Raw genomic sequence first — 22,875 nt, 5'->3', positions numbered from 1 at the left:
CTTTAGCGGACGGAAGCTCTGCTATTAATCTTGTTTCATCGCGCTGCGGAAAAAAGCGCCGCAACGACAAGCAGCGCGGTCGCGGCTCGCGCCGCTCCTACCCCCGCGACAGTGCGCCGCTTCGATGGGTGGTATGGGCGTTGTCGCCTCTGCGCGTTCCGCGGTCGCGGCTCGCGCCGCTCTTACAGGGGTTACGACCGGATGCGGCGCGAGATTGAAACAGCGCGGTCGCGGCTCGCGCCGCTCCTAACCCCGCGACAGCGCGCCGCTTCGATGGGTGGTATGGGCGTTGTCGCCTCTGCGCGTTCCGTGGTCGCGGCTCACGCCGCTCTTACAGGGGTTACGACCGGATACGGCGCGAGATTGAAACAGCGCGGTCGCGGCTCGCGCCGCTCCTACCCCCGCGACAGCGCGCCGCTTCGAAGGGTGGTATCGGCGTTGTCGCCTCTGCGCGTTCTGCGGTCGCGGCTCGCGACGCTCCTACTCTTGGACACCGCAAATCACGGCGCACCCGCGCCCAAGGCTCGCACCGGCGCCTGCACGCCAACCTCGCTGCGCCGCCCCGCCGCATCCTCGAACACCAAGGTCAGCGGCACCTGCTCGCCCGCGCCGAGCGGGCGTTTCAAACCGATCAGCATGATGTGGTAACCGCCCGGCGCAAGCGCGACGGTACGCCCGCGCGGCAACGCTACCGACGGTACCTGACGCATGCGCATCATCTGGGCCTGCATCGCCATTTCGTGCACTTCGGTGGCCGCGGCGACGTCCGAACGCGCCGCGACCAGGCGCAGGTCGGTACGCGCGGTCAGACGCATGAAGGCGCCGGTCGCCTGCTGTTGCGGCACGCTCGCGCGCACCCACGGCGATTCGATCGCGACCTGCGGCGGTTGCGCCACCGCATTCGCGCTCAGCAGCAGGCCCGCCGCGAGGACGGAAAGGAAACGGATCGAAGTCATGGCGCTCTCAGAGAATCTGGCGGAGGTCGTGCACGCAGTCCTGCGCGCTCTGTTCGTGGCGCAGGGCCAGGCGGATCGCGCCGCTGGCGTCGAAGACATAGCTCAGCGCGGAATGGTCGATGGTGTAGGACGCGCCGGTCGGTACCTTGGCATAGACCACACGGAAGGCCTTCGCGGTCTGCGCGGTGCGCTCGGGGTCGCCGTACAGGCCCAGGAAGCTCGGGTCGAAGGCCTCGGTATAGGCCTGCAGCACCTTCGGCGTGTCGCGCTCGGGGTCGACGGTGATGAAGATCACCTGCAAGCGCTCGGCATCGCTTCCGAGCAGTTTGCGGATCTGCACCGCACGGGTCAGCGCGGTCGGGCAGACGTCGGGGCACTGGGTGAAACCGAAGAACACCATCGCCAGCTTGCCGCGGAAGTCGGCGAGCGAGCGTTCGCGGCCTTGCGGGTCGAGCAAGTGGAAGTCCTTGGCGAAATCGCGCCCGCTCAGGTTGATGCCGTGGACGGACAGGGGCCTAGGGCCGCCGCAGGCTGAAAGCATGCCGCCGCAAGCTGAAAGCACGCCCGCGCAAGCGAGGCCGGCGAGCAGGCGACGGCGCTCGGGCGAATGCGCCAGCGCGGAGGTTGATGCCAACTGGCGTTCGAACACGATCCACCTCGTCGAAACCGAAGGCGGACATTGCAGCACCGCCGCGGTGCGGGCGGATGTGGTCGAGTGTCGCAGCGCTGCGCGACCGATGCGCTGCCGTCGCCGCCGTGCGGCGGGCCGAACGAACCTCGCGCGACTACAGGTCGCGCACCACCCACCCGCTCGGGTGCGAGGTCTCGTCGGCGGCGAGCGCGGCCTGGGCCACGGCATCGGGCGACTGACCGGCGCGCCAGGCCGAGGCGATCGCGGCGAGGCGGTCGCGGGTGGCGCGGGTGTAGGCGCCTTCGAGTTCGTTCTGGGCGTCGGCGGCGAGTTTCTGCGGATACAGGGTGCGCGCGTCTTCGCTGCGGTTGAGCAGGGCGATCAGGCGCGACAGCGCGGTGCGGAACGTGGCCGCGCCGAGCGCGGTGCGCTGGGTGCGTTGCAGATGCCAGACGGTGAGGTATTCGACCGGGCCGAGCAGGCGCCGCGGCGTGGCGCCGAAGAAATGTCCGGACAGCGAGCTGACCGCGACCGGGCCGGTCGAATCGGGCAGGCGCGTGGCGCCCCAGGAACTCAATGCGCCGCCGGGCAGGTCCATGCGCCGCAGGGCGGTGCCGAAGGTGTCGGCGATCAGACGCTGTGCGCGCGCATCGTCGCTTTCGGCGATGACCCCGAGCAATCGGATGAACAAGGGATAGCGGTCTTCGCCGAGGCGGCGCACGACGCGCTTGAGCACGGTCAGGCGGTACTCGGGGTCGCTGTGCGCGGCGAGCGCGGAAATCAGGCGGTCGGCGCCGGCGCGCAGGGCTTCGGGAGTGGGGGTGGCGTCGGTCACGGCAAGGCGTCGGTCGCGGCGTGCCGCGGCAAGCGCGGCGATCGGACAGGAGGGGGGACTAGCCTAGCCTAGGCCGATGCGCTGCGGCGTCGAGCGCCGCCGGCGATGCTCAGCTCAGGGAATCGAGCACGGCGTCGGCGCCGTGGTCGGCGGCCGACGACAGGTCCATCTGGCCGAGCTGGTGCTCGAAGCCGGGGTCGCCGGCGAGCAGGCGATCGCCGGCCGGGACGTCGCTCCAGGCGTCGGCGTTGAGCACGTCCTCGCCCTGGTCGACCGCGGGCGGCGCGTAGGCGGGGACGGTCTCGGTGACCTGGGGGGCGTGCTGGATCTGCTCTTGCGGGGCCGGCTCGCGTCCGCGCAGGTTCTCGAGCGCAGCTTGCCCGTCGAGGCTGCTGCGGTCGATACGCGGGTCGTTGCCGATCGTGCTCATGCGGGGCAGGTTACGGGTGAAGTCGGGGGGATGGGCGAAATGTAGCGCCGGGGGCCGAAGTGGCCAACTCGGGATGACCCTAGGTGGTGGTCGGGCCGTTCATCCCGGCGCCCGCGGCGGCCGCTCCGGGTCTGCCGGGGGGCGGCGCCAGGCCTGGCTGAGGGCGTGCAGAGCGGCGCGGGCAACGCGACGGGCGCGGGGCACGGCGCCTTGTATCGAGTTCGCATTTGGCGTGTGCCGGCACGACCGTTTTCGCAGGCCCGTGCTAGCCTCGACCCCCTCTCGCTGGAAGGGCCGCGCATGGGGAAGGACCAGGGCGCCGACAAGACCGAACCGCCTACCCAAAAACGGATCCGGGACGCCCGCAAGCAGGGCAACGTCGCCAAGAGCAAGGAGCTGACCAGCACCGTGCTGGTGCTCGGCTGGGTGGTGTGCGGCTGGATGATGCTCGACTTCATGCGGATGAAGTTGATCCGTTTGTTCGAGACCAGCCTGAAGGCGATCAACCAGCCCTTCGGCGATGCCCTGCGCGAGGTCGGCTCGACCGCCTTCGACACCTTGCTGTGGCTGTCGCTGCCGCTGCTGGCGACGGCGGTGTTCCTGGGCGTGATCATCGAGTTCCTGCAGATCGGTCCGATCCTGACCCTGGACAAGCTCAAGCCCAACCTGGAGAAGCTGAACCCGGCCGACGGCGTGAAGAAGATGTTCTCGATGGACAACCTCGTCGAGCTGGTCAAGTCGGTGATCAAGAGCGCGGCGCTGATCGGCATCGGCATGTTCGTGCTCTACAAGATGCTGGCCCAGCTGATGCTGCTGCCGTACGCGCCGCCCGCGGCGATGGGCGCGGGCATCTGGCACGGCCTGATCCGGATCGGCATCTGGACCATCTTCGTGTTCTTCTTCGTCTCCGCCATCGACGTGTGGTACCAGAAGTTCGCCTACACCAAGCAACTGCGCATGAGCCGCCGCGACATCCAACAGGAGGTCAAGGAGAACGAGGGCGACCCGCACGTGAAGAGCCGGCGGCGGCAGTTGCATCAGGAGTGGTCGCAGCAGAACATGCTCAATGCCGTCCGCCAATCGAATGTCGTCGTGACCAACCCCACCCACATCGCCATCGCCCTGCAGTACGAACACGGCGTCACCGACCTGCCGGTGGTGGTGGCCAAGGGCGAGGGCTACATGGCCGAGCAGATCAAGCGCACCGCGGCCGAGGCCGGCGTGCCGATCCTGCAGAACGTCGAGCTGGCGCGCGGCCTGCACGAACATGTGGCGCTGGACGATTACATCGGCAACGAGTTCTTCGAGGCCGTGGCCGAAGTGCTGCACTGGGCCGAGAGCGTGCGCCGCCTGCGCGACGGCGACGACAGCGAAATGGAACTGCCGCCGCCGCTCGACGAGCCGCGCTGAGGCCGTAAGCGTTCCCCCACGTCCGCTGCGCGGCCGTTCGCCCCTCTACAAAGGGGGGCGGGGGGATTTGCTCTTGCTCTTGCTTCGAGCCGCGAAAATAACCGCCGGCAACAATCGAAGCGGCACGCCGCTTAGACCGTGAACACCCGGTTCAAGGCCTCGAGCAAGCCCCGGTTGTCGTTGAGCCGGTCGAGCACGATCTCCACGTACACGCCGAGCATCAGCAGGATGATCCAGGTCGCCAGCCAGGCCTTGATCGGCATGGTGATGGTGAAGACGTTGAGCTGCGGAGCGAAGCGGTTGACCAGGCCGAAGGTCAGGTCGATCAGCAGCAACACCACCATCGCCGGCGCCGCCAGCACCAGCAAGGCGGTCATCAGATAACTGAACTGGCCGACGAACAACTCCATGCCGACCGCGTGCAGGGTCGGGAAGTAGGACGTCACCGGCCACATCGCATAGCTCGACAACAGCAGGTCCAGGAACACCAGGAACGCACCGCTGGCCATGAACAACCAAGCCGCGAACTGCGACAGGAAGCTGCCGTGCAGCGAGGCCTGATGGCCCTGGATCGGGTCGAACACCTGCGCCAGGGTCATGCCGACCTGGGTGTCGATGATGTTGCCGGCGGCGCTGATCGCCCAGAACACCATGCCGAAGCAAAAGCCGATCGAGATGCCGATGAACAGCTCTTTGAGGATGATCGGCGCCCAATCGACCGCGCCGAGCGAGTGCAGGGGCACGCCGTTCACCGCCACCGGGATCGCGATGATGCCCAGGCTGACCATGAAGCTGTTGCGCACCAGCGGCGGCATGTTCTCCGAGGTCAGCAGCGGCAGCATCATGAACGCGCCGATCACGCGCGGCAGCACGAGGCCCAGCGCGAGCATCAGATCGGTGACGGAATCGAAGCTGATCATGCGCCGGTCGCGCGGGGCTCACCGGCGCGCATCAATGCCGGACCATGCCCGGGAAGTCGATGAAGATTCGGTCGGCGAAGGTGTACAGGGTGCCGCCGATCATCGAAGCGGTGACGAACAAGGTCACCACGATCACGGTGAACTTGATCGCGTAGGCGAAGGTCTGTTCCTGCAACTGGGTGGCGGCCTGGATGAAGGCCACGACCAGGCCGACCACGGCCGCGGCGACCACCGGCGGACCCGACAGCAGCAGCGTCAGCCACAGCGCCTGTTTGGTCAGTTCGAGCATGTCGCCCATAAGAGTCGGGATTCGCTTTAGGGATTCAGGAAGGGGGGAATCGAGAATGGAGAATAGGGAATCGGATAAGCGAAGGCGTCAGAGCGGGACGGCGATCCGGACACGCGGCAGGGCCGCTGTTTCGATTCCCGATTCTCCATTCCCGATTCCCGCCTCCCGGCGCTAGCCGCCGTAGGTCAACACCAACCCATGCACCAGCTTGGCCCAGCCGCCGATCAGCACGAACAGCAGCAGCTTGAACGGCAGCGACACCGTGGTCGGCGACAGCATCATCATGCCGAGCGACAACAGGATGTTGGACACGACCAGGTCGATGATCAGGAACGGCAGGAAGATCAGGAAGCCGATCTGGAAGGCGGCGGTGAGTTCGCTGACGGTGAAGGCCGGAATCACCACGATGAAGTCGTTGACCGAGATGTCGCCGCGCGAGGCCGGCGGCAGCAGGCGCTGCGCGCTGCGTAAAAAGAACGCGCGCTCGGCGTCGCTGGAATGCTTGATCAGGAAGCCGCGCAAGGGCTCCTTGCCGGCATCCATCATCGCCAGCAGGCGCGCGGTGTCCATCTTGCCGCCGCCGCCGAGCAAGGGCGTCGCCGGTTTCTTCGCCGCGCCGGCGGCTGCGGTCGCGGCCGGTGCGGCCGCCGCGGGTGCAGCGGTTGCAGGTGCCGCAGTGGCCGGTGCCGCGGTAGCTGCGGTCGCCGCCGCGGTTGCGGCCGGCGTGGCGGCCGGGGCCGGTGCGGTGCCCCCGGCAGGCGCGGCCGTGGTCGCCGGGGTCGTTCCCGCTGCGGCCGTTGCTGCCGGCGCCGCGGTCCCGGGCGGCTGGCCCTGGGTCGCGGTCGCGGCGGTGCCGCCGCCGACGCGTGCGTTGATCGCGTCGTGCGTTTCCAGGATCACCGGATACATCACGTAGATCGACAGCACGATCGCCAGGCCGTTGATGACGACGTTCGGCGGCACCTGCTGCAGGCCCAATGCATTACGCAACAGGCTCAGCACCACGACGATCTTGGTGAACGAGGTCACCATGACCGCGACGAACGGCGCCAACGCGAGGCTGACCACCGTGATCAGCACCAGGGCCGGCGAGAACGAACTGAAATCCATGGTTCAGCTCCAGGCGATCAGGCGCACGCCGAGGGTGTCGCCGACGGCGACGATCTCGCCGCGCCCGGCGTCGCGGCCGTTGGCGCGGATCACCACGTTCGCGCCTTCCAGGCGCGAGGGCAGGGCGAACACGTAGCCGGGCTGGAAGCCGGACAGTTCGTCGTATCGGCATTCGAGCCGGCCCAGGTCGAACTCCAGGCGGACCGGAACGTCCGGTGCGGTGGGTTCCGCGGACTCGGGGGCAGCGGACTCGGTGTCGCTCATCGCGGAGGTCTCCTGATGCGTGGAAAGGGTCAAGGGCGCGCCGTCGATGCGCCAGCCGTCGGCGGCCGGCGCCAGCGGCCAGGCGAAGCCGGGCACGTGCGCCTGCATCGGCGGCGGGCGCTGGTGGTTGCCGATGACGAGGACGTCGCCGGGGCGCAGCTGGCGCCATTGCGCATGGCGCAACTGCGGGCCGGCCCAGCGGATCGCGATCGGTACCGGCAGATCGGCCCAGCGTGCGCTCGGGTCGTCGCCGTAGGCGGGTTCGGGGGTTTCGGCGCGTGCGAGCAACTGACCGACCCAGTTGACCGGCATGCGCAAGGTGCCGCGGCTCAGCACCTGCGCACCGCTGCCGTCGGTGATCACGAACGACAGCCACAGGCCGTCGAGTTCGGCTTCGGCCTCGGCATGCGCGGCGCGGATCGGGTCGCTGGCGCCGTCGTCGACGATCGGGATCAGGGCGACGTCGATGCCCTGGCTCAGGCGCACCAACTGGGTTTCGTGAGCCAGGCTCCAGGCGAGCAGGCGCGAGCGGCCCTGGTAGTCGCTCCAGTGCAGGCCGGTGTCGCTGGCGTTGGCCAGGCTGCTGTCGAAACGCAGTTTGACCCGCGCGCCGTCGCCTTCCAGCGTGACCAGCTCGCCGTGCACCGGCTCGGTCGGCACGAAGCTGAGCCAGCCGCCGTCGCGGGTGGGCCAACGTTGGCGCAGCGCGAACACGTCGCGCAGGGCCTCGGCCTGCCAGGGATGCAGGGAGGGCAGGCGGCCGCGCGGCGAAGCGGCGAGGCCGGCGGCGTCGGCCGAATACGTCGGCGTCATCGTTGCGCTCGTCTCACCCATGGCCCAGCGCCACCTTCATCAGTTCGGGCAGCGAGCGTACCCCGAGTTTGTTCATCATGTTCGATCGATGCAGTTCCACGGTCTTGACGCTGATGCCGAGCACGTCGGCGATGATCTTGTTCGGTTTGCTCGCCACCACCAAGTCCATGACTTGACGTTCGCGCGGGCTGAGCCGGGCCAGGCGGTCGTCGCCGGCCTCGACGGCATGGTTGCGCGCATTAGCGATGGCGGCCCGGATCGCATCGATCAGGGCGTCGTCGCTGAAGGGTTTTTCGAGGAAGTTGGACGCGCCCTTGCGCATCGCCTCGACCGCGAGCGGCACGTCGCCGTGGGCGGTGACGAACACCAGCGGCAGGCCGATGCCGCGCCGGCGCAGTTCTTCCTGCAGTTGCAGGCCGCTCATCAGCGGCATGCGGATGTCCGAGACGATGCAGTGCGCGCCGCCGCCGTGGCGTTCGCCGGCATAGGCCTCCAGGAACGCCGGCCCGGAGGCGTGGGCCTGGACCTCGAAGCCGGCGGTTTCGAGCAGCCAGGCGGTGGAATCGCGGAAGCCGTCGTTGTCGTCGACCAGATAGATGCGTGCTTCGCTCATGGGCAGTCGTTCCCGGGGGCGACGGGCGAGGGGCGGTCGGTGGGCGCGGTGCGGGCCGCTGCGCGGAAGCGTTCGGGCATCGTGCTCAGGTCCTGGCCTCGAAGCGCGGCAGGGTGAAGCCGAACACGCTGCCGCCGCCGTCGCGCGGCTCGAAGAACAAACGGCCTTCGTGGTACTCGATGATCGACCGGCAGATCGCCAGGCCGATGCCGAGGCCGTCGGTCTTGGTGGTGAAGAACGGCGAGAACAACTGGTCCTGCTCGGCCGGGCTGAGGCCGGCGCCGCGGTCGGACACGCGCACTTCGATCTGGTCGTCGAGGTTCATGCGCGCGTCGATGCGCAGTTCGCGGCGCGCGGTCGGGATCTCGCGCATAGCCTCGATGGCGTTCTTGACCAGGTTCAACAGCACCTGCTCGATCATGACCCGGTCGGCGAACACCGGCGCCAGCCGCGCCGGCAGGCCGAGGTCGATGCGCAGTTGCAGGCGCTCGGCTTCCAGGCGCAGCAGCTCCAGCACGGTCGCGGCGATCTGGCTGAGGTCGTGGGCGTCGCGTCGCGGTTCGCGCGCGCGCACGAACTCGCGCACCCGCGAGATCACCGCGCTGGCGTGTTCGGCCTGGGTGCGCGCGGCCTGCAGGGCGCGTTCGACCTGGACCGGGCCGCCGGCCTGTTCGACCAGGCGCAGGCTGCCGTTGAGGTAATTCATGATCGCCGCGAGCGGCTGATTGAGTTCGTGGGCCAGGGTCGCGGCCATCTCGCCGACCGACATCAGGCGCGAGGTGAACAGCAATTTCTCCTGGCGGGTCTTGTGCGAGTCCAGGGTCTCGATGCGTTCGCTGATGTCGATCGCGGTCAGCACGTCGACGTGGCCGCCGCCGTGCTCGGCGCGCCCCCAGTGCAGCGCGTACCAGCGGCCGCTGTGCGGGGCCAGCACTTCGCGCGGGCGCTCGCCGTCGCCGGCCTCGCCTTGCAGGCGGGCGAGGAGGGCCTCGCGTTCACCATGTTCAGCCAGTTCGCCGAATTCTTCGCGATAGCGTGCGTTACCGGCGACCAGGGCACCGTCCCCGGCGAACATCGCGCAAGCGAAAGGGACCGCGCCCAACAGGCCGGCGTCGCGGTCCGGGGCGCTGGCCGCGCCCGATTCATCGCTGGGTTTGCTACGACGTTTCGCTGTGACCATGCTCACATCAATGCCATGCGCGGCGGCTCGTCGGCGTGAAGCGACGGTCCGCCGCCGTTGCGGGGCGGCCGGGCTGCTACGGTATGTCGGCGCGGCCTCGCCGCTCCTCTCGCCTCGTTACCGGTTCCGCACTGACCCACCATGCCGATACTGCTCCCACTGCGCTTGCTGCTTAATCGTTCCCCGTTGCCGGCCCTGGCTGCGTTGCTGTCGCCGGCGACCGCGCTGGCGTTCGCGCCGGCTGCCGCGCGCCCCGCCGCTCCGGCGAACGTTCCCGAACCGCCTTCGTTCTTCCTCGAACTGCTATCGATCATGCTGCCAGTCGCGGTGGTCCTGGTCGGCCTGGTCGCGGTTTTGTATTACCTGCGCAAGCGCCATGGACTGACCGCGCGCGACAATCCGCTGTCGGTCCTGCAGGTGCTTCCGGTCGGCCCGCGCGAGCGCATCGTGGTGCTGCGCACGCGCAGCGGGCGCGCCCTGGCGGTCGGGGTCGGAGGACAATCGATGAGCCTGATCGCCGAACTCGATTCCGCCGACATCGCCCCGCTTGCGACTGCGACGACGATACCGGAATCGACCGTCGCGGCGGCCGAAGCCGAATCGTGACGAGTCTTCGTCTACGTTAGTCGAACGCAATTGCGCAATTGCGCACGCGTTCACAAAAACAATGATGAATGCGCGCGAATGTAGCCGCCCGAGATCGAGGGGGCGTGATTGTGCACATCCCGCACAAGAACTACCTCGTTCACACAAATGATGACAATCAGCACTTAGTATCGGGCGTCCGAACCGGGATCGTGTAAGGACAGCGCCATGGCTGGGTGCGCAGGGGTATGTGGTAGAGCAGTGACTGCTTTCACCGTTCGATGCAGGGCCGAACTTCTTTCGAGCGCGACCCGTGGCCAGCCGCCGCGGGGCCGCGCCATCGCTGCTGCGCGCCCGAACGTGGTCGGCTCGTCGATTCTCAGGAACCGGGACTGACCGAATGCGCGCATTGTTGAGCTCCCTGATGGCCGCCGCTCCCGGCGCGACGCCCCGACGTCGGGCCGGTTACAGCGATATCGTGCTGGCCATCGCAGCGGTCACGATCATCGGCGTGATGATCCTGCCGTTGCCGTTGGCCATCATCGACACCCTGGTCGCGGTCAACATCGCCATCGGCTTCGGCCTGCTGCTGATCGCCCTGTACATCCCGACCCCGGTCGCGTTCTCCAGTTTCCCCAGCGTGCTGCTGCTGACCACGCTGTTCCGGCTGGCCTTGTCGATCGCGATCACCCGCTCGATCCTGCTCGAAGCCAACGGCGGTCACATCGTCGAAACATTCGGCAGCATGGTCGCCGGCGGCAACCTGGTGGTCGGCTTCGTGGTGTTCCTGATCATCACCGTGGTGCAGTTCATCGTCATCGCCAAGGGCGCCGAGCGCGTGGCCGAGGTCGCCGCGCGCTTCACCCTCGACGCCATGCCCGGCAAGCAGCTGTCGATCGACTCGGACCTGCGCGCCGGCCTGACCGACAAGGACGAGGCCAAGCGCAAGCGCCGCTTGCTCGAAGTCGAAAGCCAATTGCACGGCAGCCTCGACGGCGCCATGAAGTTCGTCAAAGGCGACGCCATCGCCGGCATCGTCATCATCATCATCAACCTGCTCGGCGGCCTGGCCATCGGCGTGCTGCAGAAGGGCATGACCCTCGGCGATGCCACCCACACTTACAGCATCCTGACCATCGGCGACGGCCTGGTCTCGCAGATCCCGGCGATCCTCGCCACGATCGCGGCCGGCCTGGTGGTCACCCGCACCGCCGGCGACGAGGACGACCGCCACCTCGGCGAATCGATTACCCGCCAGGTCACCGGCCAGCCGCGCGTGCTGCTGATCACCGGCTGCCTCGCCTTCCTGATGATCTTCGTGCCGGGCTTTCCGAAGCTGGTGTTCTTCCTGCTCTCGGCGGTGCTGCTGGGCTTCGCCGCGTGGCGCTACCGTCACGGCTCGGTGGTGCTGCGGCGCGCGTTCCGGGTGCCGGAAGGCGAGCGCGGCACCGACGATGTGGTCGTCAACGAAGACGAGATCGCCCCGCCCGCGCCCTTGCAACTGGACCTGTCGCCGACCCTGGCGGCCGCGTTCGGCGAGGCCACGGTGCGCGAACGCATCGTCGACGTCGCCCGCCGTCTGCGCGACGAGTACGGCGTGCCCCTGCCGGTGCCGGTGGTCAAGGTGGTGCCGGCGCTCGACAACGGCGACGGCCTCGGCGGCTATCGCCTGACCGCCTACGGCGCGCGCATCGCCTTCGGCCGCTTGTCGTCGAACGCGCAGTTCCGCCCGGCCCGCGCCGGCGACGCCAGCGCGCCCAAGCTGGCCGGCTTCTTCCCGCCGTTGGCGGGCGAGTGGACCGGCCAGACCGGCGGCGAGACCCGCGATGCCCTGGCCACGGTGATCGAGCATTGCCGCGCCGCGCTCGAACGCCGCATGGGCAGCTTCATCGGCATTCAAGAGACCTCGAACCTGTTCGGCAAGATGCAGCGCGACTATCCGGACCTGGTCAAGGAAATGCTGCGCGTGGTCGCGCCGCAACGCGTCGCCGACGTGCTGCGCCGCCTGGTCGAGGAGGGCGTGCCGATCCGCAACCTGCGCGATGCCTTCGAGGCCATCACCGATGTCGGCGGGCGCGAGAAGGACGTGGTGCTGTTGACCGAATACGTGCGGGTCGCGCTCAAGCGCGAGATCGCTGATCGCTACGCCGACAGCGAACGCACAATGCAGGTGCTATTGATTCATCCTGAATTGGAGGATCGTCTGCGTCAGTCGGTACGCGTCGCCGGCGGTGCCACCCAGTTGGCGATCTCGCCGGAACTGGCGGGACGGCTCGGCGCCGAGGTGCGTTCGCACCTGGGCCGCCAGGCCGAGGGCGTGCGGCCGGTGCTGTTGTGTTCACTGGACGTTCGCCGACACCTGCGCAAGCTGCTGGAGATCGATTTCTTCGAACTGCCGGTGCTGTCCTACCAGGAACTCGCACCCGACCTGCGGATCGTGCAGGCCGGCCAGGTCAACGCCTAGATGAGCGCCAAGACGATGCAACGTCCCAGCCTCCATCGCCAGGTAACGTCCCCAATCCATCATCGGCCGGTGGGTGCGCGCGTTTCGCGCGGCCCGGCCGTACGCGCCGCCGCACGCGGACGCGTCTAGACAGGAGTCCGTCATGTCTTCCCCCGACATCCATACCGAACCCGCCGAACCTCGTGTCGCCGCCGCGTCGCCCGCGGTCAGTGTGCTGCGCATCGTCTCCGGCCTGCATGCCGGCGCCAGCCGTCCGCTGTCGGCGCAGGAAACTCTGTTGATCGGCAGCGGCGGCGATTGCGACATCGTCCTGTCCGACGCCGGCGTCGCCCCGCACCACGCCTTCATCACCCGCATGGGCGGCACGGTCTCGCTGCGCGCGGTCGACGCGCCGCTGCAGATCGACGGCCAGACCTTGAACCCGGGCGATCCGGCCGAGCTGTCGGCGATGCAGCGCGTCGACCTGGGCAGCGCCTCGCTCGCGGTCGGCGCCAGCGAAGACCCGGCCTGGGCGACGATCCTGCCGAACCTCGGCGAGATGGCCAAGCCGCCGCGCTCGTCGATGCGCCATCTGCCCTTGATCGCCGGCCTGGCGGCGCTGTCGCTGGTGTCGGTGGCGATCGCTGCGGCGGTGATGCCGGGCTTCGAGAAAGAACCCACCGCGATGGAAGTGGTGACGCCGCTGATCAAGGAGTTTTCGATCGTCGGCGGCCGCGCGGTCGAGAACGAAGACGGCAGCCTGGTGCTGTCGGGCACGATCAAGGACGCGGCGACGCGCGAGATGATCCGCAAGCGCCTGGTCACCGGCAACGTGCAGGCACGGCTCGATCTGCGCACCGGCGACGACATCGCCGCCGACGTGCGCGAAGTGCTGCGCAGCCAGGGCCTGGCGGTGCAGACCCGTTACCTCGGCAACGGCGACGTCGAAGTCGCCGGGCGTTTCGCCGACCCGGACAAGTTCAAGCGCGCGATCGCCTCGCGCGCGATGCAGGACGTCAACGGCGTGCGCCGGGTGATCCGGCGCGACCTCGACGAAAGCGCCCAGCCCGCGGCCGGCCCGGCCGTCGCCGCGGCCGATACCGAACCCAAGAAGCCGGTCAGCACCGCGCCGACCCGGATCGTGCAGATCGTGCGCGGCACCAACCCGCACGTGATCGATGTCGATGGCGCCCGCTACGCAGTCGGCGACGCGCTGCCCGACGGCCGTTCGCTGATCGCCATCGGAGACAAGGCCTGGGCGATGAACAAGCTCAGCGGTCAGGCCGAGGAGATCAAGGCGCAGCCGGTGACCGCGGCCGAGCAAGCGGCGATCGCCGCCGCTGCGGCGGGCGTCGCGCCGGCACCGGCTGCGACGGCGCCGACCGGCACGGCCGCGACCGCTCCGGCGACTGCGGCGACCACCGCTCCGACCAGTCCCGCTCCGACCACTGCGGCACCGACCACTGCAACGCCGACCACTGCAACGCCGACCGCGGCCAAGCCGGCGCCGGCTAAGACCGTGCCCGCGCAACCTGCCCAGCCGGCGCCGACCTCGGCCGGTAAGCCGGCGGCGCCCCGTTCAGCCGTGGCCGAGGCGCCCGCGCGCCCGGCCGGCAACCGCCAGTAAGGACGGCCACCCCCGGGTTAGCACTAGCTGGTTTCACATTCGGATCATCGATTAAATCCAAGATCGGCTACATGCACCCTGAGTCCGGCCGATCGCAGTTCCCGCATTCAGTTTTCAGTGCCATCCGTAGTTCCACGCTAATCAGCGGCCTGAGCCGCTTCCTGCAGGAGAGACGTCAATGAGCAATACGATCAATCCCGGCGCCGACGCCGGTGGCCTGGTGACCACCTTCATCGCTGCGGCCAATAACAACAACAACGGCACCGCCCGCAACGGCGGCGGCGGCGCGACCGCAGCCAGCGGTGGCGGCGGCAGCGGCGGCAGCTGGTACGAAGCCCTGTCGCGCGCCTGGGGCCAGACCCTCGACGCCCAGGCCTCGCGCATCACCGAGCTGTCCGGTTCGATCGGCGGCGGCGGCGACCAGCCCTCGAACATGGTCGCGCTGACTGCCGAGAGCCTGCGCATGCAGTTCGTCTCCAACAGCGCCGCGACCTCGCAGAACAGCGTTGGCGAAGCGCTGAACGCGCTGGCCAGGAAGTAATCGCGACGGCGGCGCGACGTCCGCCGCCGTTCCGAGCCGTCGTGTCGTCCGGATCGCAAGGTCCGGACGGCCGGGGTCCGGGACGAGCGGGCGCGAGCGGCCTCCGGCATCGCCGGGCGGTTTCTCGGCGCAGCCTCGCCAGTGGTTTCATAAAGTAGTTTCTTAAAACGGACTTCACCTTTCGGGAGAAAGGGCAATGATCGAAGCCATCTCAGTCGCGGCGGAAGCCGCGCAGCCGGCAGCCGCATCGCCGGCGCAATCGCCGCAGGCCTCGGCCTACGACGTCCGCGAGTTCGCGGCGGCGTTCGACCGTGGCGCCGCGCCGACGTCCCAGGGCAGCGGCACCGCCCAAGCCGGCGCGACCGCGTCCAGCGAACCCTCGCAGGGCACGCGTGCGGTGCTGGCCGCGCTCGACAATCTCAACGGCGGCGCCGACAAGATCGACGCGGCGTCCAAGACCATGTCGGCCAATTCCGCCGACCTGACGCCGGGCGAGATGATCCAGATGACCATGCGCTGTCACGAGTTCATGTTCACCTCGCAATTGACCTCGAACGTCGCCAACCGCACTTCGGACGGCGTCCAGCAGTTGTTCCGTCAGCAGTCGTAATTCCAAATCGGGGGAATGCATGGGTAGGGCGTCAGGCTTCAACGCGGTACGAGTCATGGCGGCCCTGCTGGCTTGCCTGCTGATCGTCGGCTGCACACGCACCACGCTGTACAGCCAGCTCGACGAGCAACAGGCCAACGAACTGATGGCGGCTCTGTTGGATGCCGGTATTCCGGCGGAAAAGGACCCGTCGCCGAGCAAGACCGGTTGGGAAGTGATGGTCAACCGCGGCGACATCCCGTACGCGATGCAGGTATTGAGCTCGCGCGGCTTGCCGCGCGCGCAGTACCGCTCGCTCGGCGAGGTGTTCAAGAAGGAAGGCTTCGCGTCTTCGGCGCTGGAAGAAAAGGCGCGCTATCTGTACGGCCTGTCGCAGGAGCTCTCGCGCACCCTGTCGCGCATCGACGGCGTGGTCGAGGCGCGCGTACACATCGCCTTGCCCGACCGCGATCCGCTCGGCGGCAACGTGCAGGACTCGTCGGCCTCGGTGCTGGTGTTCGAGCGTCCGGGCCAGAGCCTGCGCGACCGCGAAACCGACATCAAGGTCTTCGTCAAGGACAGCGTGGAAGGCCTGGACGACGTCAACAAGGTCACGGTCAAGTTCTTCACCGTCACCGCGCCGCCGAAAGCGCATCAGGCCGGTGGGCCGTTCGCGGCGGTGTTGGGTTCGATCGACCTGACCGTGGTCATCATCGGCGCCGGCGTGTTGGTGCTGTTGGCGATCGTGGCGTTCTTCTTCGGCCGCCTGCGTTCGCGCTTCGCTCCGGCTGCGGCCACCGCGCCGGTCTCCAACGCGCGCAGCGGGGTCTGGAACGGATGAGCGCGTCGATGGCGCTGCGGACGATCCTCACCGAGGTCGATCCGAGCTGGCACGGTGCCGGGACCGACACGATCGATCCCGAACTGCTCGTGTCGGCGCGCCAGAGTCCGCTGGGACGCCGTCTGCTCGCGCGTTGGCTCGCCGCCGATGCGCCGGCCCTGCTCGCACCGCAGCCCGGCGAGGGCTTCGGCGCCGCCGCGCGGCGCTGGCCACGGGTGCGCATGGCGCGCCTGGTGCGCGACCTCGGCGCGCTGGCCTATGCGCCGGCGATCCGCTCGGAAGTGCGGCGCGAACCGGTGCGCCGGCTCAAGCAGGCGCTCGACAACAGTTATCTGCTCGCGCTCGACAGTCTGGTCTGGGACGGCAAGGTGCAGGCCCAACTCGGCGCGCAGCTGAGCGCGGAACTCGATGCCGCGTTGCGCGCGTCGGAAGCCGACCAATTGCTGTTCGACCTGCTCGACGGCCGCGGCCGCACCGAACTGCGGGTGTGGGCCGAACGCCGCGACCCCGGCCTGGCCGACTGGTCGCGCCTGCTGCTGCCGCGCACCACCCACGAAGCCTCGGCCTCGCTCGGCACGCATCTGCCGCCGGAAGCGGTCGAACGCCTTTACGCCCATCACGGCGCGCGCCCGCTGGCGGCCTGAGCCGTCGCGCCGCGCATCCAACCACGGAATTCCCATGCACGCAGATCCGCTCCAGTCCGCTTCCCCGTCGTCCGCCGCTTCCGCCGCGGCCACGGGCATGACGGACGGCGGCGCGCGCAGGATCGAGCCGAGCCGTCCCAGCGCGACGATCTCGGTGTTCGAACGCAAGCAGTTCGAGCGCGCGGTCGCCGGCACGGTGGTGCCGGCCAAGCAATGGAACGCGATCGCAGAACTCGACCAGACCCTGGCGCGCGTCAACGCGCTGTACGCCGAGGCCGGCGACGAGATCAAACAGGCGCGCGAGGCCGGCTACGCCGCCGGTTTCGCCGAAGGCCTCGCCCGCGCCCAGCAACAGATGGCGCAGCAACTGGCCGACCTCAACGAACGCCGCGCGCGCGTGCTCGCCGACGCCGGCAGCCGCGTCACCGAACTGGCCTGCGCCATCGTCGCGCGCATCTCGCCGGAGTTCGACGCGCGCAGTGTGGTGCCGCCGCTGGTCATGCACGCGGTCGAGGCCGCGCAGGCCGAACAGTTCCTGTTGATCCGCGTCCACCCGAGCGTGCGCGAAGACGTCGCCAAGGGCCTCGGCCTGGTGCGCCAGGCGCACCCGGTGGTCGGCGTGATCGAGCTGGTCGACGACGAAAGCCTGGACAAGCTCAGCTGCGTGGTCGTGTCCGAAGCCGGCGAAGTGCGTGCCGGCGTGGCCCAGCAGATCGAGGCGATCCGCATCGCCCTGTCCGGCGCCGAGTACGGCGCGGAGCACACCGAATGAAACGCCGCAGGGCCGTCGTCGCGATGCCCGGGCCGCGCGCGCGGCTGGAGACTGCGCGATGAGCAGCCTGCCGCGCACCATCCTGCAAGCCGTGCCGGCGCCTGCCCAGCAGGACCCGCTGATCGCCGCGCTGTCGCGGGTGCAGCCGGTGGTGCGCGTGGGCAAGGTCGCCGAGGCCTACGGCACCATGATCCGCGCCACCGGGCTCAAGGCGATGATCGGCGAGCTGTGCGAACTGCGCAGCCCGCGCGACCGCAATTTCCGCCTCGCCGCCGAAGTCGTCGGCGTGTCGCGCCAATACACCTTGCTGACCCCGCTCGGCGCGCTCGACGGCGTCGCCCACGACACCGAGGTCGTCGCCACCGGCCGCCAGGCCTCGGTGCGCGCCGGCGACGGTCTGCTCGGGCGCATCCTCGACGCCAACGGCGAGCCCATCGACGGCCTCGGCGGGTTCGGCCCGACCGTGCAGATCCCGATCTACGCCGCTTCGCCGAACCCGCTGTCGCGCCAGCTCATCGAGCGGCCGTTCGCGACCGGCGTGCGCGCCATCGACACGGTCATGACCGCCGGCGTCGGCCAGCGCCTGGGCATCTTCGCCGTCGCCGGCGGCGGCAAGAGCACCTTGCTCGGCATGCTCGCGCGCGGTGGCGACGCCGACGTCAACGTGATCGCCCTGGTCGGCGAACGCGGCCGCGAGGTCAACGAATTCGTCCACGACAACCTCGGCGAAGCCGGGCTCAAGAAGTCGATCATCGTGGTCGCCACCTCCGACCGCCCGGCGCTTGAACGCAGCCGCGCGGCCTGGGTCGCGACCGCCATCTCCGAGTATTTCCGCGACCGCGGCAAGCGGGTGATGCTGCTGGTCGACTCGGTCACTCGCTTCGCGCGCGCGCTGCGCGACGTCGGCCTGGCGATCGGCGAACCGCCGGCGCGGCGCGGTTTCCCGCCTTCGGTGTTCAGCGCCTTGCCGCGCTTGTTCGAGCGCGCCGGCAACAACGACCGCGGCAGCATCACCGCCTTCTACACCGTGCTGATGGAAGGCGAGGACGGCGACGACCCGATCGCCGAGGAAGTGCGCTCGATTCTCGACGGCCACATCGTGCTGTCGCGCAAGCTCGCCGCGGCCTATCACTACCCGGCCATCGACGTGCTGACCAGCCTCAGCCGCACCATGCCGCGAGTCGCCGACGAAGCTCATCAACGCGCCGCCGGCCAGTTGCGCAAATACCTGGCCAAGCACCAGGACATCGAACTGCTGCTGCAGCTCGGCGAGTACAAGCGCGGCAGCGACGCCGAGGCCGACATCGCGATCGAGAAGATCGAGCCGATCCGCAAGCTGCTCAAACAGTCGTCCCACGACCTGGCCGACTACCGTCAATCGGTGGATGCCTTGCGCAAGGTGTTCGGATGAAGCGCTATCCGCTGCATACCCTGCTGCAACTGCGCTCGCACCGGGTCGAGACCGCGCGCATGCTGGTGCTGGAACGCCAGCGCCAGGTGCAGGAGCGCCGCGACGCCTGCACCCAGATCCAAGGCGAGATCACCGCGCTCAACGACGAACGCGCCGGCCAGCGCCTGCGCCTGATGGACCCGCCGCCGCCCGGGATGCCGTGGCCGATGGCGATGACCCAGCGCGAGGCCCACATCGATCATCTCGGCGAACTGGCGGTCGCCGCGCAACAACGGCTGCTCGACGCGCAAGGCAAGCTGCGCGAAGCCGAAGCCTCGCTCGACGAGGCCCGCAAGGCGTTCTTCCGCGCTAAGGCACGGCTGGACGCGCTGGAAAAACGCAAGGACCTGTGGCGCAAGGAACAGAACACCCTGACCGCGCGCCGCGAGGAAGCCATGAACGCCGATCTGATGCTGGCCACGCGCCAGAACACGAACGGCCCCTTCTGAACGAGGTCGCCATGAGCATCACCCGCAGCTCCTCGACGTCCGATTCCGATTCGGCCCAGCGCAGCGAATCCACGCGCCAGACCGACAAGCCCCGCGAGGCCCGGCGCGAGCCGCCGGCCGAGGGCACGATCGACCGCTTCCGCACCCTGATGCAGCAACGCGAAGGCAAGCTCGGCCAGTTGCCCGGCCAGGAAGGCCTGGCGCGCGAGGAAGAAGCCGCGGCGATGTTGAAGAAGCAGGCCCAGGAAGGCGGCCCCGGCAACGCCAAGGCCGACGCGCGCCGCGCCGCGCACGCCGGCGAGGCCCATGCCCGCACCGTCGCCGAGCACTCGCGCCAACACGGCCGTCTGGAAGAACGCAACGCCGGCAGCGGCCAAGAGCAGGGCCGGCAGGAGCTCGCCAGCCTGCCGCCGGCCGAGGCCTCGGCGATGTGGCAGGCGCAACTGGCGATGCGCGACGCCGCCACCCAGACTCAGCCGAGCCTGCCGAACTCGAACGCCGCTGCGTTCGCCGACCTGATCGAGCGCCACGTGCGCCAGCTCGCGGTCGGCGAGGGCGCCGCCGGCGGCGAAGAAGGCCAGGTCTTGCTGCGGCTCGCCGACAGCACCTTGCCCGGCACCGATCTGCTGCTGACCAAGACCGCCGAGGGCTGGCAACTGCGCGCCGACGTGCGCTCGCGTTCCAGTTTCGATGCGATCCGCGACGCCAGCCCCGAGTTGATGCGCCGCTTCGCTTCGCGCAACCTCGGCCAGCTCAGCATCGATCCGCATTTCCACGACTGAGCCGATGCCCGTTCGTGCCTGGCCCGCCCGCGTCCGGCCCGCCCGTGTTCGAGCGGGCGCGAGCCGCGCCGGGTACGGAACGGGCAGGGAGATCCCGCTCATGGACCGTCGCATCGCCACGACTACGACAGCTACCGTCGGCGTCGCCGCGCTCGCATTGCTGCTCGCCGCCTCGCCGGGCGCTGCGCGCGCACAGGACACGGCGCCGTTGATCGACGGCGTCGGCGCCTACACCCATTCGCAGATCATGCGTCACCGCGGCGACGAGGCCGCCACGCCGACGAATAAGCCAGGCGACAAGCCGGCGCCGAACCAGCGCGCCGGCAAACGCGCGGCCCTGGGCTTCGACAGCCTGACGTTCGCGCCGGTGCCGGCGGTATCGAAAACGCTCAATGCCGCCTTCGCCGACAGCCTGACCGGGCGCCGGGCGACCCTTGACCACGCGACCTTGCGCGGCATCGATGCCGAGTTCGTGCGCAATCCGCGTTTTCGCGAGTTGCTGGCGCGCCAGCTCGGCGGCGATCGCGAGCAGGTCCTGCTCGCCCTGCAGTCCGGGCGCCTGCAGGCGCAGTTCCAGCGGCGCCTCGCTGGGCACGGCTATTCGACGCGCAATCTCGGCGACGTCATCAATGCCTTCATGATCTACGGCTGGACCCTGGTCAACGACGGTGCGCGCAGCGATCACGGCGCCGCCTTCGCGGCCCTGCGCCAACGCCTCGGCGACAGCCTCGCGCGCGGCGAGAAGATGACCACGATGGATCGCGCCGACATGCAGGAGGCGGCCGAGCTCTACGGTCTGGTCGCGACCCTGGCCGCGGCGGCCTGGCAGAACGCCGCCAGTCCGGCCGAGCGCGCCAGCCTGCGCGACGGCGTCAACGCCATCGGTCGCGGCATCGGCATCGATTTCCGCCGCGTCGCCCTGACCGAGCGGGGGTTCGCGCCGCGGCGTTGAGCCGCAGCGATCCGCTCATGTCCGGGTTCCACTCTCACTGCCGCACGCCGCGCCGCATGCCGCACTGCATGCCACACCCTGGGGATGTTCCCAGGCTTTCGCGTTCGCGGGCATCGCCGATACTCGATCGCCTCCGGTCGCTCGCCGTGCGTCGCGACGGCGACCGCCGGGAGATGCCCGTCAAAGATCGACGCGTTGCCGCTTCCTGAGCGTCGCGCGCGCAGTGTCTACTGATTCGTTATCGCCATCACCGCCATCGTTGCGACAGGAGAGTCCGATGTCCCAGCCCTTCACCCCGACCCAGGAACAGCGCGAGCAGATGTTCGCCGACTTCGAGGCCCTGTTGAACGAACAGTCCGGCATCGACGCGGCCGACCGCGACGCGCTGCTGCACCACTTCGCCCGCGCGCTCGACGAGGCCAAGCCCAGCGACGCCGCCGATCCGCAGGCGCTGATGGCCAACCTCAGCCAGACCCTGGACCTGTTGCAGGAAAACCGCATCATCCAGCCGGGCGAGCGCGACGGCCTGACCAAGGCCTTCGAGGCGCCGCTCAAGGACCCGAAAGTGCAGCGCGCGCTCGAGTTCAGCCAGCGCAGCCAGCGCGACGGCGAAGAGAAGGCGCGGCAGTGGCTGGAGACCCAGCCGGACCTTGAGGACGAGACGACCGCAAGCGGCGGCGGATCGACGCCGGCACCGCCGCCGAGCGGCTTGCCGTCGTCGCTGGGCATCAAGAAGCCGGTCAAGACCTACCGCTGAATCGGCGCTGCCGGCGACACGAGGTGAGCGCGTTCACAAATCTTGCGAAAACGCCCGGCCGCAACGGTTTCGCCCTAGGGAACGCCCCAGCTATACAGTCTTGCGGCGATCCCGATAATTCATCTACAGGCTTACCAATCCCGCTACCGCAGACGATCTGACCGGGGCGGCTGACCTACCAAAAAACCAGGGAGAGCGTCATGTCGGATATCAACGTTCAGTACGCCCAGTTGTCGCAGCAGAACATGGTCGACAGCGCAGGCGTCGACGAGTCGGGTAACAGCAAGCGCGGCGGCCGTTCCGGTGCCGGCGGCGGCGGTTGGCTGGTGGCGTTCGCCACCGCGATGGGCACGCTCATCGAGAAGGCCGGCAACGCTCTGATGGACAAGGCCGAAGCGATCGGCGACAAGCCGACCGCGGCCGACTCCACCGAGCTGACCGTGCAGAGCCAGATGTACTCGATGTTCATCAACGCCGTCAGCACCGCGTTGAAGACCATGGGCGAAGCGCAGGGCGCGATGGCCAAGCGCAACTAAGCTACACAACGACCCCGGTCGTACGAACGCCAGGCCTCCGGGCCTGGCGTTTTCGTTTGTGCGGCCGCGAGGCGTCGCGGTCGGTTACGCATTCCAGGCTGCGGCGGCGGTAGCGGACGGAAGTTTTGCTCTTCTTGAACAGGGGGAGGTCGCGCCTTCCCTTGTAGGAGCGGCGTCAGCCGCGACCAAGGGGCGCGCAGAAATAACAACGCTGACATCGCCCGGCGAAGCGGAATGCTCTCGCGGGGTAGGAGCGGCGCGAGCCGCGACCGCGGGGCTCCAAGCTGGCGCGGCCGGTTTCGATGCTGCTGCCTTGGCCTTGGCCTTGGCCGTTGTTGCTGTTGCTGTGCGCAGCCGAGCACTCGCGAAGGCAATGGAAGACCCGGAGGGCGGCGCGCAAGGATGCGCGCCGTTTTTCATCGGGACAGGGATGTCCCGTATGAAAAATCCCCGCGG

The 22,875-nt window shown here is 68.9% G+C and carries 25 protein-coding genes; 15 read left to right on the top strand and 10 right to left on the bottom strand.

Going from position 1 to position 22,875, the window contains the following annotated elements:
• Positions 1 to 500 precede the first annotated feature (500 nt).
• The 4 genes from ACTJJK_RS21295 to ACTJJK_RS21280 all read right to left on the bottom strand — a co-directional run bounded on the left by ACTJJK_RS21295 (position 501) and on the right by ACTJJK_RS21280 (position 2,852).
• Complete coding sequence (locus tag ACTJJK_RS21295; protein WP_440731198.1) at positions 501 to 956, bottom strand: copper chaperone PCu(A)C; 456 nt, start codon at positions 954 to 956, stop codon at positions 501 to 503.
• 7 nt (positions 957 to 963) lie between these two features.
• Positions 964 to 1,590 (bottom strand): SCO family protein, encoded by a 627-nt coding sequence (locus ACTJJK_RS21290; RefSeq protein ID WP_440731197.1) that lies wholly within the window; start codon positions 1,588 to 1,590, stop codon positions 964 to 966.
• 151 nt (positions 1,591 to 1,741) lie between these two features.
• Positions 1,742 to 2,422, bottom strand: coding sequence for a hypothetical protein (locus ACTJJK_RS21285; protein WP_440731196.1), 681 nt, complete (start codon positions 2,420 to 2,422; stop codon positions 1,742 to 1,744).
• 109 nt (positions 2,423 to 2,531) lie between these two features.
• Positions 2,532 to 2,852 (bottom strand): hypothetical protein, encoded by a 321-nt coding sequence (locus tag ACTJJK_RS21280; protein ID WP_440731195.1) that lies wholly within the window; start codon positions 2,850 to 2,852, stop codon positions 2,532 to 2,534.
• A gap of 300 nt (positions 2,853 to 3,152) precedes the next feature.
• Between ACTJJK_RS21280 and sctU the strand changes: the two genes are divergently transcribed.
• Positions 3,153 to 4,262 (top strand): type III secretion system export apparatus subunit SctU, encoded by a 1,110-nt coding sequence (gene sctU / locus ACTJJK_RS21275; RefSeq protein ID WP_051885283.1) that lies wholly within the window; start codon positions 3,153 to 3,155, stop codon positions 4,260 to 4,262.
• Positions 4,263 to 4,393: 131 nt separating this feature from the next.
• Here the strand turns inward: sctU and sctT are convergent, their stop codons facing one another.
• The 6 genes from sctT to ACTJJK_RS21245 all read right to left on the bottom strand — a co-directional run bounded on the left by sctT (position 4,394) and on the right by ACTJJK_RS21245 (position 9,451).
• Positions 4,394 to 5,182 carry a type III secretion system export apparatus subunit SctT gene (gene sctT / locus ACTJJK_RS21270; RefSeq protein ID WP_036149407.1) on the bottom strand — a complete coding sequence of 263 codons (789 nt, stop codon included), beginning with the start codon at positions 5,180 to 5,182 and terminating at the stop codon, positions 4,394 to 4,396.
• A 31-nt stretch (positions 5,183 to 5,213) separates the two neighbouring features.
• A complete protein-coding gene (gene sctS, locus ACTJJK_RS21265) occupies positions 5,214 to 5,480 on the bottom strand; it encodes a type III secretion system export apparatus subunit SctS (RefSeq protein WP_031373468.1) in 267 nt (88 codons plus the stop codon).
• A gap of 162 nt (positions 5,481 to 5,642) precedes the next feature.
• The gene (locus tag ACTJJK_RS21260) at positions 5,643 to 6,581 is read right to left on the bottom strand and encodes a hypothetical protein (RefSeq protein ID WP_440731194.1); all 939 of its coding nucleotides are present in this window, start codon (positions 6,579 to 6,581) and stop codon (positions 5,643 to 5,645) included.
• Positions 6,582 to 6,584: 3 nt separating this feature from the next.
• The gene (gene sctQ, locus ACTJJK_RS21255) at positions 6,585 to 7,658 is read right to left on the bottom strand and encodes a type III secretion system cytoplasmic ring protein SctQ (RefSeq protein WP_031373470.1); all 1,074 of its coding nucleotides are present in this window, start codon (positions 7,656 to 7,658) and stop codon (positions 6,585 to 6,587) included.
• A 13-nt stretch (positions 7,659 to 7,671) separates the two neighbouring features.
• Positions 7,672 to 8,271: a response regulator transcription factor gene (locus ACTJJK_RS21250; protein WP_031373471.1), complete on the bottom strand. Its 600-nt coding sequence runs from the start codon at positions 8,269 to 8,271 to the stop codon at positions 7,672 to 7,674.
• Positions 8,272 to 8,356: 85 nt separating this feature from the next.
• Positions 8,357 to 9,451: a sensor histidine kinase gene (locus tag ACTJJK_RS21245; RefSeq protein ID WP_223621869.1), complete on the bottom strand. Its 1,095-nt coding sequence runs from the start codon at positions 9,449 to 9,451 to the stop codon at positions 8,357 to 8,359.
• A gap of 141 nt (positions 9,452 to 9,592) precedes the next feature.
• Here ACTJJK_RS21245 and ACTJJK_RS21240 point away from each other — a divergent pair, with 141 nt between their 5' ends.
• From ACTJJK_RS21240 to ACTJJK_RS21175, 14 genes are all read left to right on the top strand, one after another.
• The gene (locus tag ACTJJK_RS21240) at positions 9,593 to 10,057 is read left to right on the top strand and encodes a flagellar biosynthetic protein FliO (RefSeq protein WP_223621868.1); all 465 of its coding nucleotides are present in this window, start codon (positions 9,593 to 9,595) and stop codon (positions 10,055 to 10,057) included.
• A 379-nt stretch (positions 10,058 to 10,436) separates the two neighbouring features.
• Positions 10,437 to 12,500 carry a type III secretion system export apparatus subunit SctV gene (gene sctV / locus ACTJJK_RS21235; protein ID WP_223621867.1) on the top strand — a complete coding sequence of 688 codons (2,064 nt, stop codon included), beginning with the start codon at positions 10,437 to 10,439 and terminating at the stop codon, positions 12,498 to 12,500.
• Positions 12,501 to 12,642: 142 nt separating this feature from the next.
• The gene (locus ACTJJK_RS21230) at positions 12,643 to 14,106 is read left to right on the top strand and encodes an FHA domain-containing protein (protein ID WP_440731193.1); all 1,464 of its coding nucleotides are present in this window, start codon (positions 12,643 to 12,645) and stop codon (positions 14,104 to 14,106) included.
• Between the two features lie 178 nt (positions 14,107 to 14,284).
• A complete protein-coding gene (locus ACTJJK_RS21225) occupies positions 14,285 to 14,647 on the top strand; it encodes a hypothetical protein (RefSeq protein ID WP_051885286.1) in 363 nt (120 codons plus the stop codon).
• Between the two features lie 196 nt (positions 14,648 to 14,843).
• Positions 14,844 to 15,257: a hypothetical protein gene (locus tag ACTJJK_RS21220; RefSeq protein ID WP_051885287.1), complete on the top strand. Its 414-nt coding sequence runs from the start codon at positions 14,844 to 14,846 to the stop codon at positions 15,255 to 15,257.
• A 55-nt stretch (positions 15,258 to 15,312) separates the two neighbouring features.
• Positions 15,313 to 16,077, top strand: coding sequence for a type III secretion system inner membrane ring lipoprotein SctJ (gene sctJ, locus ACTJJK_RS21215; protein WP_051885288.1), 765 nt, complete (start codon positions 15,313 to 15,315; stop codon positions 16,075 to 16,077).
• Positions 16,074 to 16,721, top strand: a complete 648-nt coding sequence (locus tag ACTJJK_RS21210; RefSeq protein ID WP_031373479.1) for a hypothetical protein — start codon at positions 16,074 to 16,076, stop codon at positions 16,719 to 16,721. Before sctJ ends, ACTJJK_RS21210 begins: the two co-directional genes overlap by 4 nt.
• A gap of 34 nt (positions 16,722 to 16,755) precedes the next feature.
• Complete coding sequence (locus ACTJJK_RS21205; RefSeq protein ID WP_161786146.1) at positions 16,756 to 17,493, top strand: FliH/SctL family protein; 738 nt, start codon at positions 16,756 to 16,758, stop codon at positions 17,491 to 17,493.
• A gap of 58 nt (positions 17,494 to 17,551) precedes the next feature.
• Positions 17,552 to 18,904, top strand: coding sequence for a FliI/YscN family ATPase (locus ACTJJK_RS21200; RefSeq protein WP_081931208.1), 1,353 nt, complete (start codon positions 17,552 to 17,554; stop codon positions 18,902 to 18,904).
• A complete protein-coding gene (locus ACTJJK_RS21195) occupies positions 18,901 to 19,392 on the top strand; it encodes a hypothetical protein (RefSeq protein ID WP_031373482.1) in 492 nt (163 codons plus the stop codon). The genes ACTJJK_RS21200 and ACTJJK_RS21195 overlap by 4 nt, the downstream gene beginning before the upstream one ends.
• A gap of 11 nt (positions 19,393 to 19,403) precedes the next feature.
• Complete coding sequence (locus ACTJJK_RS21190; RefSeq protein ID WP_031373483.1) at positions 19,404 to 20,174, top strand: hypothetical protein; 771 nt, start codon at positions 19,404 to 19,406, stop codon at positions 20,172 to 20,174.
• Positions 20,175 to 20,274: 100 nt separating this feature from the next.
• On the top strand, positions 20,275 to 21,126 hold the full coding sequence (locus tag ACTJJK_RS21185; RefSeq protein ID WP_031373484.1) for a hypothetical protein: 852 nt from the start codon (positions 20,275 to 20,277) through the stop codon (positions 21,124 to 21,126).
• 277 nt (positions 21,127 to 21,403) lie between these two features.
• The gene (locus ACTJJK_RS21180; RefSeq protein WP_223621863.1) at positions 21,404 to 21,883 is read left to right on the top strand and encodes a hypothetical protein; all 480 of its coding nucleotides are present in this window, start codon (positions 21,404 to 21,406) and stop codon (positions 21,881 to 21,883) included.
• Between the two features lie 200 nt (positions 21,884 to 22,083).
• Complete coding sequence (locus tag ACTJJK_RS21175) at positions 22,084 to 22,419, top strand: hypothetical protein (RefSeq protein ID WP_031373486.1); 336 nt, start codon at positions 22,084 to 22,086, stop codon at positions 22,417 to 22,419.
• Positions 22,420 to 22,875 lie beyond the last annotated feature (456 nt).

This window comes from Lysobacter sp. 22409 (genome assembly GCF_052045105.1).
Taxonomy (GTDB): domain Bacteria; phylum Pseudomonadota; class Gammaproteobacteria; order Xanthomonadales; family Xanthomonadaceae; genus Lysobacter; species Lysobacter antibioticus_B.
This window is presented reverse-complemented; position numbering and strand designations above follow the sequence as displayed.